Here is a 20,047-nt window from a genome sequence, read left to right as displayed (position 1 = left end):
TGGAGCAAAGCCTTGGCCTGACAGCCTTTTGTCCTGCAAACAGAGCAAAGCCACATTGATCTGAGACCCTGAACGGGAGAAACTTCTTTTATGAAGCCCGTTCAGGAGTCTGGAACCATGGGAAACCGCCGCTTACGTATTGCCATCGACATGGACGAAGTGATCGCGGATGCTTTTGCTGCGCAACGTCTCTGGTATCAGGTTACCCATGGATACACCTGGACTGATGACGAATTAAAAGGTCGACATCTGGGAGATCTGGCCACTCCGGAACATGCTGAGGACATGCAGAAACTCCTCCACGCCGGAGAGTTCTTCGCTGATCTGACGGTCATGCCCGGTGCCAAAGAAGCACTGAAACATCTTAGTCAGGATTTCGATATTTTCATTACGACTGCTGCGATGGAGTATCCTGCTTCCTGTGCGCCCAAATTTCAGTGGCTTCAGAAGAATTTTCCTTTTATTTCCCCGCTCAATATCGTTTTTTGCGGCCATAAAAACATTCTCGCCGCAGACTATCTGATCGACGACAATGTGCGTCATTTCCGCAATTTTCAGGGTCAGGGCGTTCTTTTCTCCGCCCTTCATAACCAGAATGTAGCGTGGTCTCCCCGCGTCAATAACTGGCACGAGGCTGTTTCTTATCTGAGTGACCAACTGCACTCTCAAAAAGAGTGAGTTCTCAGGCTGACCATGCGGCGAAACGCGGATAATAATATTACAATATTGTAAGCTGTTTTGGTTTTTTTGCTTTTGGCTTTGTGCCTCAGTTTACGATACAGCTTTGCTCCCGTTTTCAGCTTCTGGTCTGTGAGCACGCTTCTTTTATGTCCACCCCGTTCCGCTCTGGCGCATTCCGCCTTTCCCCTTCCGATTACAGTGCTCTTACAGACGCAGCACAGCAGAACCCGGAAGCTTACTGGCAGAACCAGAGCACACGACTGGACTGGATCAGATCTCCCTCCTCCGCGCAGGATACCGGAAATGGCTGGTTTGCAGACGGAACGCTGAATGCCAGTGTGAATTGTCTGGATCGTCATCTTGAGAGCAGAGGGGAGCAGACTGTCCTGATCTGGCAGGCGGAAGAAGCCGATCATGTTGTTCGCCTGACTTACCGTGATCTGCATGCGCGTGTTTGCCAGATGGCGAATGTCCTGCGCGACCACGGAATCTCTCGTGGCGACAGGGTTGCGGTTCACCTTCCGACCGTTATCGAAGGTGTGGTTGGAATGTTGGCCTGCGCCCGGCTGGGGGCCATTCATGTAGTGCTTTTTGGCGGTTTTTCGCCGGAAGCCATTGCGGATCGACTGGTCGATAGCGGTGCAACACTGGTTATCACGGCAAATGTCGGGCGACGTGGAGCAAAACGCATCCCTTTCAAGACAACCATGGACTCTGCCCTGAGCCTGCGGCCTGAGACGCTGTCCGTTCGGAGTGTTCTGGTTGTCAGCGTGACGGATGAGCCCGTTCCGATGCAGGCCGGTCGCGATGAACTTCTGACCCCGCTTCTGGCAAAGGCTGACACCTCCTGCCCTGCTGAGACCATGGCCTCTACGGACCCACTGTTCCTGCTTTATACGTCAGGCAGTACCGGGAAGCCCAAAGGCATTGTTCATGGAACAGGAGGTTACCTGACATGGGCTTCCTACACGCATGAACTGGTCTTTGATCATCAGAAGGGCGATGTTTTCTGGTGCACGGCAGATATTGGCTGGATTACAGGCCACAGCTACGTCGTTTACGGCCCCCTTTCGAACGGTGGAACCATTCTTCTGTTTGAAGGGATGCCATCTCACCCGGCTCCCGGCCGTTGGTGGGAGGTCATTCAGTCCCACAAGGTCACAACATTCTACACCTCCCCAACGGCCATTCGTGCCCTGATGCGGGAAGGCAACGATCTGCCACGTCAATATGACCTGACCTCCCTGCGCGTTCTGGGAACTGTTGGAGAGCCGATCAGTCAGGAAGCGTGGTCCTGGTTTGATGACGTAATCGGTGGTGGTCGATGCGCATTCGTCGATACATGGTGGCAGACAGAGAGTGGCGGCATCATGATTTCGCCTGTGCCAGGTGCAGTCAAAGAAAAGCCGGCTTCTGCCACTCTCCCTCTTCCGGGCGTTCATCCTGTACTGCTGGATGACAAAGGACAGGTTCTGGACGGTGCGACCGAAGGGGTTTTGTGTCTGGATGGGTCCTGGCCGGGTCGAGCCTTGACCATCTGGAACGACGACGCACTCTTTCAGACAACCTATCTACGCCCCTATCCCGGCCATTACTTCACAGGTGATGGTGCGCGCCGTGATGAAGACGGATATTACTGGATCACGGGGCGGGTTGATGACGTCATCAACGTCTCTGGTCATCGGATCGGGTCTGCCGAAATTGAAGACGCACTGGCTGCCGAGCATGCTATTGTCGAAAGTGCGGCCATTGGCATTCCGCATGACCTGAAGGGTCAAGGGATCATCGTCTATGCTGTTGCACGCGATCCGTCTCATCCGGAACTGGAAATGCTTGCGGTTCGCGCCATTACGGCCAAGGTCGGGCGCTATGCGGTGCCGGAGAAAGTCTACATCGTCCCAGATCTACCGAAAACGCGTTCTGGAAAGAACGTACGACGCCTGATGCGCAAGATCGCCTGTGGGGAAACAGACGGGTTGGGCGATCTTTCGACACTCGCCGATCCGGAAATCGTGGACGTTCTGATCCGTATTGTGCAGGGCTGACTGATGCCTCTGGTCGGATCCTTACTGAGTATCCGATCAGACAATACGAAAGGCAGAACATTATGGGGCTATTTCGGCGCATCGTAATCCCCGCCACGTGGCGGAGCGACATTCTCGCCGGAATGTCCCTTGCTTTCACCAATATTCCGCAAGTTCTGGGGTATGCCCGGATAGCGGCTATGCCTGCCGTTACCGGGCTTTATACCGTCCTGCTTCCTTTGGCAGGGTTTGCGCTCTTCGGGTCCTCCCGGCACCTCGTCGTGGCTGCAGATTCCGCTACGGCGGCCATTCTTTCCGGCTCCCTGAGCGCTTTAGCGCCGATCGGAAGTGCCCACTACATCACACTTGTGAGTGCGACAGCCCTTACTGTAGCGGGACTGCTTCTTGTCGCACGCCTGTTTCGGCTTGGTTTTCTGGCTGATTTTCTTTCCCGCACCGTCCTGGTGGGCTTCATGACGGGCGTTGGAGCGCAAATCATGATCGCCATGCTGCATGAACTGATGGGTGTTCAGAGCGATGCGCGCACGCCCCTTCGTCAACTTGTCCAAATCTTTGGCAATCTGCATCAGGCCAATGGTCTTTCAATCTGTTTGGCTGCTGCGACAATTGGCGTCATTCTCCTTCTCAACCGTTTTTCACCGCGCTTTCCAGCTGCATTATGTGTGGTCGTCGGAAGCATAGCGCTTAGCAAATATGCCAGGCTTTCAGATCTTGGCGTTTCGACGCTCGGGCCCGTCAGTGGCGGCCTTCCTCATTTTGGAGTGCCGCTTATTGCCTGGAGCGAGTTTGTATCTCTTCTTCCGATCGCAGCGTCCTGCGTCTTCGTAATCATCACACAGAGTGCCGCAACCTCCCGGTCTTTTGCGACCCGGTTCAACGAACCCCTTGATGAGAACAAGGATCTGGAAGGGTTATGGATTGCCAATACGGCCGCAGCATTATGCGGTACATTCACCGTTAATGGCAGTCCAACACAAACGGCTATGGCCGTACGGTCCGGTGCACATAGCCAGATAGCCCAACTCACCTTTTCGGCTCTTACCCTGCTTGTTCTCCTGTTCTTTACGGGCCCCTTGCAGTATCTCCCTCAATGCGTTCTGGCCGCTATTGTGTTCACGGTAGCAATCGGGATGATCGAAATCCGCGCGCTGCTCGCCATCCGTCGTGAAAGCCCCGGTGAATTCTGGCTCGCTTTGACAACTGCAATCGTTGTTCTGGTTTCAGGCGTTGAGCAGGGTATTCTTCTGGCGATTGCCCTGTCGCTTTTTCGGCACGTCCGGCACAGCTATGCGCCTCATACGGCCGTGCTTCAGCCCTTTGGAACGAACGGTACGCTTGAGTCCGTTCCTGCCAAAGGCGGCCTTGAAACTCAGCCTGGCCTGATCGTCTTCCGCTTCTGTGCAGACCTGTTCTATGCGAACTCGGCCCGGTTCAGCCGAGACATTCTAACCCTTGTGAACGATGCCCCTCATCCTGTGCGATGTATTGTGGTAGAGTGTAGCCCGGTTACGGATATTGATTATTCGGCTGCGGAGGATTTGCGATCTCTCCTTCAAAATCTGAACCTACGGGGAGTGAGGATGTTTTTCGGACGCGTCAGTCCTGAACTAAAAGCAGACATGAGCCGCCATCGTCTCATTGGTGTGATTGGCGTTGAGAACCTGTTTGAGGAACTTCACACCGCCCTGACCTCTGCCCGGCAATGGCTCTCCCAATCAGAGCAAAGTGCTCCAACGCCATGATGGACGGTCAGCAGGACGATAAAAAAGACCTTACGCGCCGACAAAGCAAAAAGGACCGCACGGCCACAGCTTTGGCATGGGAAGCCCTGCGGCTGTTTTCGAAACAGGGTTACGAGGAAACATCGGTCGAGCAGATTGCAGAAGCAGCCAATGTCTCGCGTCGAACCCTGTTCCGTTATTTCTCGGGCAAAGGGGACATCATCCTCGCCTGGACCAGCGAGATGACAGAGGCGCTCAAGAATGCAATCGCATCCGCCAGCCCGGATGCTTCTTTGCAGGATATGGTTCTGTTGGCACTTCTGCCTGTTGTCCATCGCATTACGGCAAACAGGGAATATGCTTATGCTCTGGTTCAGCTTCTGGAGCATGAACCAGCGTTGCGTAGCGTCAGTTTGCAGAAATACGAAGAGTGGGAAGAAGCACTGGCTAAGGCCCTGATGGCCCGCCTTCCCCCTACCGATATGCCCTCTCTCGCCGCACGATTGATTGCTCGCACAGCCATTGCGACCTATCGAACTGCTGTTGATGAATGGATGAAGACGGAAGGCGAAGCTGATCTTGAAGATCTGCTTCGCCGCGCTTTTACTTTTCATCCACTTCTGTGGATGGAGGACAGTCCTCTCAGTGTAGGCTGAGAGGACTTTTACGTCTTAAAGATCCAGTTCGATGGAGAAGTGGTAAGTTCTTGGTAGGCCTGCAACGGCAGAATTAGTGGCCGTTCCACCCCCATTGATGCTGGAAGGATAAACGGACGCCCAGTAAGTCTGGTTCGTCACGTTATTTACCCCGAAGCGGAAAACCAGCGGTTGCTGATAAACATGTGTTGCGTAGCGGGCACCAAGATCAAGCGTCACGTAAGACGGTGCAAAGGTTGTATTGTAAACATTTGCAGCACGACGGCCCATGTAATGAACATTTGCATTCACCGCACCGCCCTTCAGGAACGGCAGGCGATAATCCAGCAGAACATTCGCCATGAGAGGCGGCACACCAACAACCTGCTTGTAAGACGTCTTGGCAACGCCCGTATTGAGAAGCTGTGCATCAAGCCACGTCATGCCACCAAGAACGCTCAGGTTTTCGGTGATATTTCCGGATGCCTGAAACTCGACACCATAGTTCCGCTGGATACCGTAATTGGAATACACATACGTCACAGGGTCTGTGTAGCCAAACGGCCGTGACATCCGGAACCCGGCAACATTCAACTGAAGCCGTTTGGCGACAAGGATTTTGTATCCGACCTCATATTCCTCAGAACGCAGAGGTGCCGTCACTTCGTTGACGTTTACCGCACCGATCGGAGCCGTCGTCCCTGCCTGTAAAGAACGACCCCATGTGAAATAAACGGTTTGATTGGATACCGGCTTGTAAATCAGGCTTGTCATCGGACTGAAAGCGGCAGATTTGCTGTATGTTGAAGTTTTTACAGCCGCTTTCGAATAGTTGTTCGTACTCAGCCAACTCCAGGCAAGCGTCCCCATGATAGACCAGTGCTTACCAAGGGAAATTGTATCCCCTGCCAGCAAAGACTGCGTCATGGTATCGGCAGACTTGTAACGACCGGAATAATAAGGCTGCACACTGGAAATAGTCCGCGGGTTGCCAATGGTCGCCTGCCCCAGCGTAATATTTCCTGTGGAAGACGTTGGATTATAATTCCCCATGACGTAGCCGTTTGTTCCGACTTCGATCTGGTGCTTTAACGGCCCCGTGTGGAACAGGCCGTTCAGGTAGGCCATGTTGCTGCCTGCGACGAAATCATTGGCTGTTGTTGCTGCGGAAATCGTCTGGTTGTAGCGACCGGATGAATTGAGCAGCTGATTGCCAACGCTGAAGACGTTTCGACCAGCATTTTCCCACATGCCGCCCAGTTTCAGGCTCCAGTTATCATTGAAGTGATGAATAATCTTCATCAGGGCGGTGTCGGTTTCCATATTATAACCCGCCTGCTTCTGGCCGTAGCCCTTCTGGCTCAGATCAGGTGCAGTTGGAAGCTGAATGGCTGTGCTATAGGAAAAACCACCCGGATAGCCACGTTGCGCATAAGTGTACTGGCTGGCGTCAATCTGAATAACGGTTTGAGGGGAGATATGAATATCAAAGTCCCCGCTCACCAGATTTCGGCGCATATGGGAGTCCGCGACGTATCCTTCCCCGTTTTGATTCAGCAGGTTAAGGCGATATCCAAACCACTTATTATGCCCCACACGTCCTGAGAGATCGACGCTCTCCATCGGAGCGCCGTTTGAATCCACCCCGACAACGAAACGCTCGGTTTTCCGGTCAGTTGGCCGTTTCAGGGTAAAATCAAAAGTCCCGGCAGGATTTTGTGGACCATAGACGGCCCCGGCAAGGCCATTCAGAACCTGCAAGCTTTCAAACTGTTCAGCCGCATAAGGTGTCGTGATGACCATATTGAGGCCATCCATCCGGGAGTTGGAAATCACATCTCCCTCAAACCCGCGGGACTGCGGACGGCTGGTGTTCGGATCGCCACGCATCTCAAGCTGCGCGGAAGGTACGAACGCAATGAGGTCATTGATATTTCTGGACTGCTGATTCACAAGAACATCATGTGGAACCACCATCACAGACAATGGAGTGTCCAGAATAGAGCGGGTCCCCAGTGGACCGAGGGACGCTTCCTTCGTACGATAATCTGCGACCGTTCCAGTGCCGCTCCGACGATGGACGGTAATCTGTTCAGATTTGGATGAGTCCACGGCTTTTTTAGCAGACGAATTTTCCGGTGCGTTCGTCTGGGTCTCCGCAGCGCGAGCCGAAACGCTGCTCATGACCGAACCTGCGAGAAGACACATCGCAAATCGCGAGATTTTCATGCCATTATCCTGTACGCTGTCTCTTAGAGTCTCTGGACCTTCTACATTTTGGCACTGAGTGCCACAATTTATATAAATCCCAATTTTTACGAGATGGCCGTTTTTTGTGCCGGGTGTTTCAAATCTGGCACAGTCTGACACGAGCCTTGGTTACAATCGGAAATCATTGATAAAGGCATACGCCATATTACTGCCACGCTACCCACGCGATATCTTCTTCATAGGCATGTTCGGAAAACGGCTCTGTCGCCCCGAACCATGTTGAGAAAGGCAGTTCTATGCGTAAAAAGATTATCGCTGGCGTTCTCATGAGTGGGATGCTGGCCATTTCGATTAATGCGGCGTCGGCTGACCCGTACCGTGGTGGCGGAGATCCGGGCAGATCGGGTAGCTTTCGCAATGACGGAGGCCGTTACGACAGGCAGGACTCATTTGATCGAAACCACGTATGGCGCAAAGGAGAACGCTATACAGGTCCGAGAAATAATGGAGGGATCATTAACGACTGGCGCGGTCGCCAAGGCTTATGGCAGCCTCCACGTGGTTATTACTGGATGCAGTACGGAAACCAGTACCTTTTGACCGCCATTGCAACTGGCCTGATTGCCGGTGTGGTGGGAGGTGCAGTCGCTAATCCGCCACCGCCACCTCCAGGATATCAACCACCGCCCCCACCTCCTGGACCTTACTGACAGACAGAAAGGCTCGGGGAAAATCTCCCGGGCCTTTGCACGGATCGAACCATTGCCCTGATAAAAGAATATTTTAGATGCACCTGAAGAGTGATCTGGATATGTGCATCTGATATTTTCAGGAAGGTTCTTCTATGCCTCTTTCCCCTAACGCCAAGGACTGGCTCGGCCTCTGCTCGGCCCTCACCCTTGTCGTGGCTTTAAGCGTATTTGGTTTTCTGGGTTGGGGAAAAGTCTCAGGTGATGATTCGATCACGCATGTCGCTATTGCAAAAGTCATCAGCGTAGAAAAAATTACCGGGGACAGTGATGATCCAGTCTCTTACAAAGTGACCTATGACCTCCACGGCCACCCCTTAAGCAATTATTTTTCCGAAGAATGGTATGAGAGCCATAAGACCAGAAAGCACTTTCTGATTACTTATCGTATGGCCAATGGCTATCACGTCGATAGCGTTCGATAGAAAAAGGCTGCTTCATCCAGAAAGCCAGGGATTTTGCACCCCAGCTTTCTGTGACCTGACTTATAGCGTTTTCGCTCAGGCTAGGCCTTCTTCCTGAAACGCACGTTTGGCGGATGGACGTGCCATCACTTTCTCTCTCAGGGCCCAGGCTTTACGATGATGGGAAATATCAAGTTTCTTGAAAACCGCCCATGTCATGATCACAGCCGCATAGGCATCAGCCTGCGTGAAATCATCACCCAGCCAATACGCTTTCCCATCTGACAGCATGTCTTCAAACTGTGTCATCCGGCGATGAATCTGTTCGTGGACCGATTTTTCAGCATCCTGTGTCAGGCCCGGCGCAAACAACCCACCAAAAGCAGTGTGCAGGTCTCCACAGAAGCCCAATGCTTCCTGAAGTCTGGCACGCTCCAGAGACCCGGACACAGGCTTGAATGCCGCGATATCGGAGTGGTCTCCAATATACTGAAGAATGGCTGAGTTCTGTGTCAGCACAACGCCAAGTTCGATCTCGATTGCGGGAACTGCACCACGAGGATTGATCAGCAGGTAATCAGCACCGGTTTCCGTCTTTTTGGTGGCTGTATCCACTTTTTCAAGACTGTAAGGCTTTCCGATTTCATTCAGAATGATATGGGCAGCCAGTGAACAGGCTCCTGGCTTGTAATAAAGCTTCATGGTGTTCTCCTCATACACGAGCCATGCGATGGATCGTGCCCATTAAAAAAAGCCAAAGACGGGAGGCCGTAGCCTCACGCCATTTCTTCCTCCAACGCTTACGGTTGCTTTTCGAATGCACCGGCGATTGTCAGGTTCACGTCATCGCTGACATAGGGGACGTACTTCTTCACCCCAAAATCACTCCGGTGGATTGTGCCTGTCGCCTGGAAGCCAACTGTATAGGCCTTATCCATCGGGTTCACGCCAGAACCGACAAAATGAACATGCAGCACGACAGGCTTGGTGATGCCGTGAAGTGTAAGGTTTCCGCTGACAACAGCGTCTTCGACGCCTACTGGCGAGACCTGCGTCGAAACAAACGTCGCATCAGGATACTTCGCGGCATCGAACCATTCTGGATTTTTCAGTTCATCCGTCAGAACGCTGCTGGATGTTGCAATACTGGCAACAGGAATAGTCACGGAGAGTTTGGAGGATGAAGGGTGAGCGGCGTCAAGTTTCAGGGTGCCGCTCACGTTTGAAAACTGCCCCGAATAATAGGTAAAGCCAAAGTGCAGCACAGAAAAATTAACCTGTGTGTGGCCAGTTTCAACCTTGTATGTGCCGGATTTGATATCCGCCGGCGGAGCCGCAAGAGCGCTGCTGGCAGCAAGAGTGATCGAAAGTGCGGCGATTACGCCGGAGAATACTGTCTTCATGACAGGGTCCTTTCTGAGAGTATGAAGAAGAAAAATGTCAGCCGAAACGGAAGCCGGACAATGCCTTTCCCATAACGGTATCATTGTAATCGCGATGAGCGGGCTCCGTTCGGGCGGCACCTGCGACAAACATTAACGGCAAGAGATGCTCTGCTTCAGGGTGGCATTCTTTCGCAAACGGGGCATCTTTCCACGAAGCCAGCGCAGAAGCTCTCTGTGATGGGAAAGATGTCACAGCCTGATGCAGCCAGGTGTTAAACTGTCTGGAGTGTTCATCCGCTTCCTTATCAGGACGGAGAAAACGACGCAGATTGTGATACGACATACCTGTTCCAACCAGCAGGATATTCTCATCCCGCAGAGGTGCAAGCGCCTCGCCGATTGCCATGACATCAACGGCTGATGCGTGACGTGGCAGAGACAGTTCCACAACTGGAATTTCGGCTTCAGGAAAGGCAAGCAGAAAGGGGATGAATACCCCGTGGTCAAAGCCACGTTGATCGTTCTCATCGCTCGCAATTCCGGCGTCTTCCAGAAGACGCCTCATACGATGCGCCACTTCTGGTGATCCAGGAGCAGGATATTGCAGGGCGTAAGTATGCTCCGGGAAGCCGTAGTAATCATAGATCAAGGGTGGCGCTTTGCCTGTTGTGACGGTCGGACGGTCAGTCTCCCAATGTCCGGACACGACAACGATTGCTGAGGGACGTCGCGGGAGTGTCTTACCGATGTCGCGAAGGTGCGCGCCCATACGGTCCCAGACATGAGGCCAATCCATAAAAAAGCATGGTCCGCCGCCATGAGGTATGAAAAGCACAGGTTGGCGCTTCACCGCGACTGTCTGCTCTGAAATGCCGACCATGAAACGCCCCTCCTTCTCGTAAGCTGATGGGGAGGTTGTCATCAAACTTACAGGACGATAATCCTGACTTCAGGAAAGTTATCTAACACCCGGAGTATGAGATGCTGGATCGACTTACCAGTATGCAGGTTTTCGTTCGGGTGGTCGGACAAGGCAGTTTTGCGGCGGCGGCCCGCTCTCTGAATCTGTCACAGACAATGGTCACCAAACATGTCTCTGCGTTGGAAAACCATCTTGGCATTGCGCTGTTTCATCGTAGTACCCGACGTCTGTCCCTGACGGAACCAGGGCGCCTATATCTGGATCGATGCCAGATACTGCTCTCAAACCTCGAAGACATGGAGCAGGAAGTATCAGCCGAAGCGCTGGAGCCGCGAGGTCTACTACGGCTGAATACACCGGTTTCCTTTGCAATCCGTCATGTGGCGCCACTTTTGCCGGAGTTCAGCCGGAGATACCCGCTCGTAACGGTTGAGCTTGGTGTGGATGACCGTCGGGTTGATCCCATTACGGAGGGCTGGGATCTGACCTTACGCATTGGTCATCTCCCTCCCAGCAGCCTCAAGGCCCGGCGTCTGGCCCACATCAGTTTCACACTCTGCGCGGCCCCATCTTATCTGGAACAGCATGGTACCCCGAAAACCGTCCGTGAGCTTCAGCAGCACAATTGTCTGGGCTATACATTAAGTGACGCCGTAGGCTCGACACGATGGAGTTTCGGCCTGAATGGAGAGCGCACCATTCCCATTCACAGTACTCTACGAGCTAATAACGGGGACGTCCTGAGAACGGCGGCACTTGCAGGTCAAGGTATACTCTATCAGCCCACATTTATCGTGGCGGATGAGCTCCGTTCCGGCCTTCTACGCCCCATTACCCTCGATATGCCTGTCTTGCATGGACCTGACCTGCATGCCGTTTATGTTCCTACCACCCATGTTCCCCCAAAAGTCAGGGCCATGATTGACTTTCTGGCAGAACACTATGCGCCAGTTCCACCTTGGGAGCAGACTTTTACTCAGCCCTGAAGGCAATAACGAGCGCGCACGAGGACGTCCTGTTCCAGCATCGAAAGAACCTCTGGACGCTCGTCAGTCTTTACGAGAACAACAACCTGACTGAACGACTGACCAATACCCAGAACATGGTCCTGAAACAGTTGAGCCATGATGACGGAAAGCTCGTCACGGGAACAGCAGGAACACCCTGCCCCATGAGTTTTGCGAAACGGGGATGGAGGGGGGAGCGAAATCTGCCTTGCCCAGCCCTCCTCTTCCTGATCTGAAATCAGCACAGCCTCAGACCTTCGGACCACCGGCCAATCCACAAGATCTGTCACAACACAAACAGAAAGCTGCATTTGTTACCCTGCAGTCCGTCCGGCTTTGGCAATGACAGGGCGCCTGCCCCATGTGTTGGTCAGAACCACGCCCGCCATGACGATGGCTCCTCCCAGAAGGGTTCGGGCCGTTGGAATTTCATTGGTCAGAATATAAGCCAGAAGCATTGTCACGGGTGGCAGGAGATAAAGCAGGGCAGCTCCGCGTGTTGCCCCCAGATGACCGATGACGAAGGCCCATGCCGCGTATCCGATCGCCGCAGGAAAGATGCCAAGCTCAAGAACAGAAACCTGGCTGGCAAAAGATCCGTGGACGAAGCTACTGATACCAGCAGGCAGCCACGGGCTAAGGAACAGAGCGCCACTGATCAGAACATAAGCAATGGTTGTCAGGGCCCCGTAACGATGAATGAGGCCCTTTTGCAAATTCGTGTAAAGCGCCCCGCAAACGGCCGCTCCAAAAACAAGCGTTGCCCCTGAGCCGAAGGACAGGCCACCGGATTGCCCTTCGGCAATCAGAACAACGCCTGTAAAACTCAGGATGGACCCTGCCCAGCCCCAAAGAGACATCCGCTCTCCGAGAAAGGCCATGGCCATCAGACCTGCCATCAGGGGAGCCGCACTGATGAGAAGGCTTGCGGCCCCGGCAGAAACCGTCATTTCTCCACAGTTGAAGAAGATATTGTACAGCGTGATACCAACCACCCCACAGGCCAGAACCTGAGGAACGTCAGAGAGACGCAGAAGAGCGGGTCGTTTCCAGAGAAGCCATCCTGCCGCCATGACCGCCGCAATCGCGTAGCGCAACGCAGCCAGAGGGATAGGGGCGAAATCATGCAGCGCGATACGCACAACCGGGTAGGCACTGGCCCACGACAGAATGGCGACAGCTACAAACAGGAAAAGGAAGCGACCAACTGAATTTGTCATTACCATGCCGTAGCAAATATGAACCCCATCGGGGAAGTCACCCTCATTATGACAGGACGCCCGAAAGAAGGACAAGAGAGATCCGGTTTGCCAGCGGCTTCCGGGAACCGTTATACAGGCGAACCTCCGACGCAGACTATGCCCGCGTCATGGTCTGTCCTGTTCCGTTTCCTTCCTGAAGAGCGCCTCAATGTCCTCACGTCCCCATCTTCTTGATGCCCTGTCAGACCAGGTTCTGCTCTGTGATGGTGGTATGGGATCGCGTGTGCAGATGCTCGATCTGGAAGTTGAAAAAGACTACTGGGGACAGGAAAACTGTACGGAAATCCTGAACCTTTCCCGTCCGGAACTGGTCCGTGAAATTCATCGCGGCTATTTCGAAGCTGGCGCCGATATGGTGGAGACCAACACTTTCGGCGGGTCCATCGTCACTCTGGCCGAGTTCGGTCTTCAGGATCGCGCGCGTGAGATCAATCGCGTCGCCGCCACTTTGGCGAGGGAAGCCGCAGACACATTTTCGGATGATCGCCATCGTTACGTCATGGGGTCCATCGGACCGGGCACGAAGCTCCCAACGCTTGGCAACATCGACTACGACACGCTTGAAGCAGGTCTGCTTGAACAGTGCCGCGGCCTGATTGACGGCGGGGTCGATGGCTTCCTGATCGAAACCTGTCAGGACACGCTCCAGATCAAGGCTGCGGTTAACGCCGCAAAAATCGCCCGGATCGAGCTTGGGTCAGACGCACCAATCTTTGTGCAGGTGACAGTTGAGACGACTGGCACACTTCTCGTGGGTCCGGATATTGCTGCCGCTGCGACGACCGTGAACGCGCTTGATGTTCCGTCCCTCGGTCTGAACTGTGCAACCGGTCCGCAGGAGATGGCCGAGCATGTACGCTGGCTGTCCGAGAACTGGCCAGGCCTGATCTCCATGCAGCCCAATGCCGGTCTGCCGGAACTGGTTGATGGCAAGACGGTCTATCCGCTCAGTCCGGCGGAAATGGCTGTCTGGATGGAACGTTTCGTCCGCGAAGACGGGCTGAACCTGATCGGCGGCTGCTGTGGCACATCCACACCGCATATTCAGGCCCTCGATGGCATGCTCCGTCGTGTGGGTGGTGAGAAATATCGTCCCGCCCCGGTCAAGCGCAGCACGATCTGGATGCCTTCCGTTTCCAGCCTCTATACCCAGACCCCGCTGCGGCAGGAAAACAGCTATTTCTCGATTGGCGAGCGCTGCAATGCCAATGGTTCGAAGAAGTGGCGCGAACTTCAGGAAAGCGGTGACTGGGATGGCTGCGTTGCGGTAGGCCGTGAACAGGCCGCCGAAGGTTCCAACGCGCTCGATATCTGCACGGCCTTCGTAGGCCGTAACGAAACCGCGGAAATGAGCGAAATCATCACGCGCTTCACGTCCTCCGTGAATGCACCGCTGGTGATCGATTCAACGGAAACGCCTGTTATCGAAGCCGCCCTGAAGCTGCATGGTGGCAAGCCGATCATCAACTCCATCAACTTCGAAGATGGTGAAGAACATGCTCATGACCGCATGAAGCTGGCCCGCAAGTTTGGCGCCGCCATGATCGGTCTGACCATTGATGAAGTTGGCATGGCGAAGGAGCCGCAGGACAAGCTGCGCATCGCCGAACGCCTCGTCGATTTCGCCTGCAATCAGTATGGGCTGCCGCAGTCTGACCTGATGATCGACCCCCTCACCTTCACGATCGCCACCGGCGTGGAAGACGATCGGAAGCTGGGTCAGTGGACGCTTGAGGGTATCCGTATGATCCGGGACAAATTCCCGGACATTCAGATCATCCTTGGTCTTTCCAACATTTCCTTCGGTCTGAACCCGGCCGCGCGTGCTGTCCTGAACTCTGTTTTCCTTGACCATGCCGTCAAGGCAGGCATGACAGGCGCCATTGTCCATGTCTCCAAGATCCGTCCGCTGCATCTCATTGCGCCGGAAGAGGTCAAGGTTGCGGAAGACCTGATCTTTGATCGTCGAACCGAGGATTATGATCCGCTCCAGAAGCTCCTTGAACTGTTCGCAGGGCGCAAGGCTGCCGATGCCGTCAAAAAGCGTCGTGCCGAAACGCCTGCCGAGCGCCTTAAGGACCGGATCGTCGACGGTGACCGCAAGGGCATTGAGGAAGACCTCGAAGCCGCCATGCAGGAAATGCCCGCGCTGGATATCATCAACAACGTGCTTCTGGACGGCATGAAGGTTGTTGGTGAGTTGTTCGGTTCGGGCAAGATGCAGCTTCCGTTCGTACTGCAATCCGCCGAGACCATGAAGACCGCTGTTGCATGGCTGGAGCCGCATATGGAGCGTGTCGAGGGCCAGCATCGTGGCACGATGGTTCTGGCGACCGTGAAGGGCGACGTCCACGACATCGGCAAGAACCTCGTGGATATTATCCTGACCAATAACGGGTACCAGGTCATTAATCTGGGCATCAAGGTTCCGCTGGCAGACATGATCGCAGCGGCTAAAGAGCATAAGGCGGATGCCATTGGCATGTCCGGGCTACTGGTCAAATCCACGGTCATTATGCGCGAAAACCTGGAAGAAATGAGACGTCAGGGCTTTGATGTTCCCGTCATTCTGGGGGGAGCGGCCCTGACACGCAATTATGTCGAGGAAGAATGCGCGCTGTCCTATGGTGGCGAAGAGCCTGGCCGCGTAGCCTACGCCCGTGATGCGTTCGACGGCCTTTCTCTCATGGACAAGATTTCTCAGAGGGAATTTGACGGCTACCTGAGTGCCATCCAGACACGCCGTGCAGGCAAAGCCAGCCGTAAGAACGTCCGAGCACCGGAAGCTGCAGAAACACGCGGCTTCACGGCCGTAGACCCTGCTGCAGCCCGCGAGCGCCGAAACCGTGTTGCTGGCGAGCTTCCCCCGCTTGAGCCACCGTTCTGGGGAGCCCGTTTGGTGGAAGCTACGCCCAATGCTGTCCTGCCGTTCCTGAATGAGCGCTCGCTCTATCAGTTCCAGTGGGGCTTCCGGAAACAGGGACGTACCCTTGAAGAATTCATGGACTACGCCAAGACGGAACTGCGTCCGGTCCTAAAGCGGATGCTGGCTTTGAATGCGGAACAGAACATTCTCCGCCCACAGGCCATTTATGGCTACTGGAAAGCTGCCGGTGACGGGAACGATCTGATCCTTTTCGAAGAAGACGGTAAGACAGAAGCTGCCCGCTTCACGCTGCCTCGCCAACCCAAAGATGACGGCGAGTGCATTGCGGACTTCGTGCGAGATATCAGTGATGAACAGCGCGATGTCGTTGGCCTTCAGGTCGTGACAGTCGGGCAGAAAGCATCCGATCTGGCTCGTGAATGGTTCGAGGCCAACCGTTATCAGGACTATCTGTACCTGCATGGCCTGTCAGTCGAAATGGCGGAAGCCATGGCCGAGTACACGCACAAGCGCATCCGTGCCGAACTCGGCTTTGCTGCAGAAGATGACCGCGACATGGAGAAAATGCTCTCCCAGTCCTATCGTGGATCACGATACTCCTTCGGTTATCCCGCCTGCCCTCGCCTTGAAGATCAGGAACCAATTCTGCGCCTTCTGGATGCAGAACGGATCGGCATTTCCCTGTCTGACGGCTTCCAGCTTCACCCGGAGCAGTCAACATCCGCTCTGGTCATTCTAAACCCGCGCGCCAAATACTTCACAGTCTGATCCAACGGAGACCCACTCTCATGGCATCCCAACAAATCGACGGGCTTTTGACCCAGCTTCGGCAAATCAATGGTGAGCGTGGTTTCTTCGCAAACTTCTTTGGGCTCTTCTGCGTGACGTGTCTTCTCGGGCTCGCCAACATGTTCAGTCGTTCCGTTCTTCACGCCGATATGGGGTGGCTTCTCAAGCCACTAATGGTCGTGATGATCCTTTATTTCTTTCTACCCTATCTGCTGCTCCTGTTTCTGGACCGCCGCAGGAACGGGTAGTTCCAGACTTTCTAAAAAACGCCCCACAATGGGGCGTTTTTTTTGATCTGACATAGAGCCAACAAGGAGAGATTGTCTTTCCAAGCTTTGAATTTATAATAATTTTACAAAATCACTCATTTTTCATTCTGGATATTCCATGACGGTTCTCTCCCCCTCTGCCGAAGAACGCCTCCAGACTGTTCTGTCCCGCCTTCGCACCCGGCTGGAAAACCAGATCAGCACGGCAGCTTCCGTTCTGGAGGAGCACAGTCACGGCGAGGCCATGGATGCCGCTCGCCTTCCGGCGGCTGTCATTTTTGCCGAGAGCACCGAGGACGTCTCGGCCGTGTTGAAAGAATGTCATATCGCCCGCGTTCCCGTCGTTGCATTTGGTGCAGGAACCTCCGTTGAAGGGCATGTTACACCGCCGGAGCACGCCATCAGCCTCGACCTGTCCCGCATGACGGCCATTGTGGAATTGAATGCCGAGGATCTGGATTGCCGCGTTCAGGCTGGCCTGACGCGCCAGTCTCTCAATACCCAGATCCGGGATACCGGCCTGTTCTTCCCGGTTGATCCCGGCGGAGAAGCCACGCTTGGCGGCATGTGCGCCACACGGGCCTCCGGTACAGCGGCTGTCCGCTACGGAACGATGAAGGAGAATGTGCTGGGACTGACAGTCGTACTGGCAACGGGCGAGATCATCCGCACAGGTGGGCGCGTCCGCAAATCCTCAACCGGCTATGACCTGACATCCCTTTTCATCGGCTCGGAAGGCACGCTGGGCATCATTACCGAAGTTCAGCTTCGCCTGCATGGCCGCCCCGATACTCTGTGTGCTGCGATCTGCCAGTTTGAAAATCTGCATGACGCCATCCAGACGGCCATGGAAATCATTCAGTGCGGTATCCCCATCAATCGTGTTGAACTGATGGACAGTGTCCAGATGGAAGCTTCCATCCGTTTTTCAAAGCTCGAAGGGCTCCGCCCTCTTACAACTTTGTTCTTTGAGTTTGCAGGGGCACCTGCTGCCGTACAGGAACAGATCACCGCTACGGAAGAACTGGCGCTTGCCAACAATGGGCTGGGATTTGCCTGGGCTGAAAGTGCTGAAGACCGCGCGCGGCTCTGGAAAGCACGCCATGACGCCTTCTGGGCTGCCAAAGCGATTGAGCCAACTGCCCGCGTTATTTCAACGGACTGTATTGTTCCAATTTCGCGCCTCGGTGAACTGATCGAAGGGGTATCGCAGGATATTGCGGCGTCCGGCCTGAAGGCTCCGCTTCTTGGCCATGTCGGAGACGGGAATTTTCACACGCTCATCATCACGGAACACTCTCCGGAAGGCTATGAAAGAGCACTCGAGTTGGACCGGAAAATCGTTGGACGTGCTCTTGCTCTTGATGGCTCATGCAGCGGTGAACATGGTGTCGGCATGGGAAAACTGGAGTTTTTGGCGACCGAACACGGCGAAGGTGCCCTCAGCGTGATGCGGGCTCTCAAGAGCACAATGGACCCTCATCATATTCTCAATCCAGGCAAATTGCTTCCCAACGGACCCGTTTATAGAGGATAAGACCCCTCTTCTGTTCTGCTTTTACGGACCCTGCCTGCAATGCCTTCAGCTTCCGCCACGTTTCCTGATGTCGTCCTGATCGGGGGCGGTGTCATGAGTGCGACGTTTGCCGCACTGCTGAAAGACCTGTCTCCAGAACTGTCCATCACGATGTTCGAAACACTGGAACATTGTGGGCAGGAAAGCTCCAGAGCCTGGAACAATGCCGGGACAGGCCATGCAGGCAACTGCGAGTTGAATTACACGCCCCAGCGTCCGGATGGCAGCGTAGATATTTCCAAGGCTCTGGCGGTCAATACGGAATTTGATATTTCCCGGCAGCTCTGGTCACACTGGGTCCATAACGGGCGTCTCGCAGAGGCTGGTTCCTTTATCCATGCCTGTCCGCATGTCAGTCTGGTGTGGGGCAAGAAAGATGTCGCGTTCCTGAAGGCTCGATATGACGCGATGGCCAGTCATCATTGCTTTTACGGAATGGAATACAGCGAAGATCCGGCTGTGATTGCGGACTGGGCTCCTTTGGCGATGGAAGGGCGCGATCCATCCGTTCCGGTCGCTGCCACGCGCATCCGAAGCGGAACGGATGTTGATTTCGGCGCGCTGACACGCAACCTGTTTTCCAGCCTTGAAAAGGAAACAGGCTTTCACAGTTTTTATCGCCACCGTGTCACAGATCTCGTCAAAACGACGGATGGTCGCTGGCGTGTGACAGCGGTCAACACGCAAACGGGTGCAAGGCGCTCCGTTTTGACGCGCTTTGTTTTTGTTGGTGCCGGCGGAGCGGCACTCCCTCTGATTCAAAAATCCGGTATTCCGGAAGCGCGCCGATACGCAGGCTTCCCAGTCAGTGGACTATGGCTCCAGTGTACCGACCCGGCCATCACCCAACGCCATTATGCCAAGGTTTACGGAAAAGCACCGGTCGGATCGCCACCCATGTCCGTCCCTCACCTGGATACAAGGGTGATTGATGGAAAATCCTGCCTGCTCTTTGGGCCCTATGCCGGATTTTCCACGAAATTCCTTAAGAGCGGTTCATGGATGGATTATTTCCGATCCTTAAATGGTGGGAACATCATTCCCGCCGTTACGGCTGCAAAAGATAATCTGTCTCTGATGAATTACCTTGTCCGGGAAGTGACGCAGAGTGATCACAAACGTTTTCGTTCCCTGCTGAACTTCTATCCTCTCGCCAGCGAGAACCAGTGGACAAAAGTGGTGGCAGGTCAGCGCGTTCAGATCATCAAGCCCGATAACGGAGGGCTACAGGGTGTCCTGCGCTTCGGAACAGAGTTGGTCCGCAGTTCTGATCAATCTCTTGCTGCCGTTCTTGGCGCCTCGCCGGGCGCGTCCATCGCTGCATCAGTAGCGTTGCAGGTCGTGGAGAAATGCTTTCCACAGAACGTGACCGCAGCAGGGTGGCTGCCGCGCCTTCGAGAAATCTTCCCGGGTTATGGCGTGGATCTGAAGACCAATCCGGAACTCTGCCGTGAGCTTCGCCGGGAGACAGCTCGGACCTTGCAGATCGAAAACTGATTTCTTC

The 20,047-nt window shown here is 54.4% G+C and carries 17 protein-coding genes; 11 read left to right on the top strand and 6 right to left on the bottom strand.

Annotated features, from left to right (window positions below; translation table 11 throughout):
- The first annotated feature begins 117 nt into the window (after positions 1 to 117).
- From HKD32_RS11475 to HKD32_RS11460, 4 genes are all read left to right on the top strand, one after another.
- On the top strand, positions 118 to 678 hold the full coding sequence (locus HKD32_RS11475; RefSeq protein WP_061929398.1) for a 5' nucleotidase, NT5C type: 561 nt from the start codon (positions 118 to 120) through the stop codon (positions 676 to 678).
- 149 nt (positions 679 to 827) lie between these two features.
- The gene (gene acs, locus HKD32_RS11470) at positions 828 to 2,726 is read left to right on the top strand and encodes an acetate--CoA ligase (protein WP_061929395.1); all 1,899 of its coding nucleotides are present in this window, start codon (positions 828 to 830) and stop codon (positions 2,724 to 2,726) included.
- 62 nt (positions 2,727 to 2,788) lie between these two features.
- A complete protein-coding gene (locus tag HKD32_RS11465) occupies positions 2,789 to 4,468 on the top strand; it encodes a SulP family inorganic anion transporter (protein WP_194258009.1) in 1,680 nt (559 codons plus the stop codon).
- On the top strand, positions 4,465 to 5,103 hold the full coding sequence (locus HKD32_RS11460; RefSeq protein ID WP_061929389.1) for a TetR family transcriptional regulator: 639 nt from the start codon (positions 4,465 to 4,467) through the stop codon (positions 5,101 to 5,103). Before HKD32_RS11465 ends, HKD32_RS11460 begins: the two co-directional genes overlap by 4 nt.
- A 15-nt stretch (positions 5,104 to 5,118) precedes the next feature.
- Here the strand turns inward: HKD32_RS11460 and HKD32_RS11455 are convergent, their stop codons facing one another.
- Positions 5,119 to 7,311: a TonB-dependent receptor gene (locus HKD32_RS11455; protein WP_194258008.1), complete on the bottom strand. Its 2,193-nt coding sequence runs from the start codon at positions 7,309 to 7,311 to the stop codon at positions 5,119 to 5,121.
- Positions 7,312 to 7,589: 278 nt separating this feature from the next.
- Here HKD32_RS11455 and HKD32_RS11450 point away from each other — a divergent pair, with 278 nt between their 5' ends.
- Together HKD32_RS11450 and HKD32_RS11445 are read left to right on the top strand one after the other, a co-directional pair.
- Complete coding sequence (locus HKD32_RS11450) at positions 7,590 to 8,003, top strand: RcnB family protein (RefSeq protein WP_082905293.1); 414 nt, start codon at positions 7,590 to 7,592, stop codon at positions 8,001 to 8,003.
- A gap of 134 nt (positions 8,004 to 8,137) precedes the next feature.
- Positions 8,138 to 8,467, top strand: a complete 330-nt coding sequence (locus HKD32_RS11445) for a hypothetical protein (protein WP_061929382.1) — start codon at positions 8,138 to 8,140, stop codon at positions 8,465 to 8,467.
- Positions 8,468 to 8,542: 75 nt separating this feature from the next.
- Here the strand turns inward: HKD32_RS11445 and HKD32_RS11440 are convergent, their stop codons facing one another.
- The 3 genes from HKD32_RS11440 to HKD32_RS11430 all read right to left on the bottom strand — a co-directional run bounded on the left by HKD32_RS11440 (position 8,543) and on the right by HKD32_RS11430 (position 10,711).
- Positions 8,543 to 9,148 carry a glutathione binding-like protein gene (locus tag HKD32_RS11440; RefSeq protein WP_061929377.1) on the bottom strand — a complete coding sequence of 202 codons (606 nt, stop codon included), beginning with the start codon at positions 9,146 to 9,148 and terminating at the stop codon, positions 8,543 to 8,545.
- 98 nt (positions 9,149 to 9,246) lie between these two features.
- Positions 9,247 to 9,849 carry a YceI family protein gene (locus HKD32_RS11435; protein WP_061929375.1) on the bottom strand — a complete coding sequence of 201 codons (603 nt, stop codon included), beginning with the start codon at positions 9,847 to 9,849 and terminating at the stop codon, positions 9,247 to 9,249.
- 37 nt (positions 9,850 to 9,886) lie between these two features.
- Entirely contained in the window at positions 9,887 to 10,711 is an 825-nt protein-coding gene (locus tag HKD32_RS11430; protein WP_061929372.1) for a DODA-type extradiol aromatic ring-opening family dioxygenase, read from the bottom strand.
- Positions 10,712 to 10,812: 101 nt separating this feature from the next.
- Here HKD32_RS11430 and HKD32_RS11425 point away from each other — a divergent pair, with 101 nt between their 5' ends.
- On the top strand, positions 10,813 to 11,739 hold the full coding sequence (locus HKD32_RS11425; protein ID WP_061929369.1) for a LysR family transcriptional regulator: 927 nt from the start codon (positions 10,813 to 10,815) through the stop codon (positions 11,737 to 11,739).
- On the opposite strand, the gene HKD32_RS11420 is transcribed toward HKD32_RS11425, so the two are convergent.
- Entirely contained in the window at positions 11,730 to 12,071 is a 342-nt protein-coding gene (locus tag HKD32_RS11420; protein ID WP_061929367.1) for a hypothetical protein, read from the bottom strand. The two genes, HKD32_RS11425 and HKD32_RS11420, sit on opposite strands and share 10 nt — an antisense overlap.
- Positions 12,072 to 12,074: 3 nt before the next feature.
- Positions 12,075 to 12,980: a DMT family transporter gene (locus tag HKD32_RS11415; protein WP_061929364.1), complete on the bottom strand. Its 906-nt coding sequence runs from the start codon at positions 12,978 to 12,980 to the stop codon at positions 12,075 to 12,077.
- Positions 12,981 to 13,170: 190 nt separating this feature from the next.
- Between HKD32_RS11415 and metH the strand changes: the two genes are divergently transcribed.
- The 4 genes from metH to mqo all read left to right on the top strand — a co-directional run bounded on the left by metH (position 13,171) and on the right by mqo (position 20,040).
- Complete coding sequence (gene metH, locus HKD32_RS11410) at positions 13,171 to 16,677, top strand: methionine synthase (RefSeq protein WP_061929361.1); 3,507 nt, start codon at positions 13,171 to 13,173, stop codon at positions 16,675 to 16,677.
- A gap of 20 nt (positions 16,678 to 16,697) precedes the next feature.
- Positions 16,698 to 16,946: a hypothetical protein gene (locus HKD32_RS11405; RefSeq protein ID WP_010502590.1), complete on the top strand. Its 249-nt coding sequence runs from the start codon at positions 16,698 to 16,700 to the stop codon at positions 16,944 to 16,946.
- 139 nt (positions 16,947 to 17,085) lie between these two features.
- Complete coding sequence (locus tag HKD32_RS11400) at positions 17,086 to 18,504, top strand: FAD-binding oxidoreductase (protein ID WP_194258007.1); 1,419 nt, start codon at positions 17,086 to 17,088, stop codon at positions 18,502 to 18,504.
- A gap of 39 nt (positions 18,505 to 18,543) precedes the next feature.
- A complete protein-coding gene (gene mqo / locus HKD32_RS11395) occupies positions 18,544 to 20,040 on the top strand; it encodes a malate dehydrogenase (quinone) (RefSeq protein ID WP_061929355.1) in 1,497 nt (498 codons plus the stop codon).
- Positions 20,041 to 20,047: the final 7 nt, after the last annotated feature.

The sequence above is a fragment of the Gluconobacter japonicus genome, assembly GCF_015244665.1.
Classification (GTDB): domain Bacteria; phylum Pseudomonadota; class Alphaproteobacteria; order Acetobacterales; family Acetobacteraceae; genus Gluconobacter; species Gluconobacter japonicus.
The sequence above is the reverse complement of the archived record's forward strand: the minus strand, read 5'-3'. Positions and strand labels throughout refer to the sequence as shown.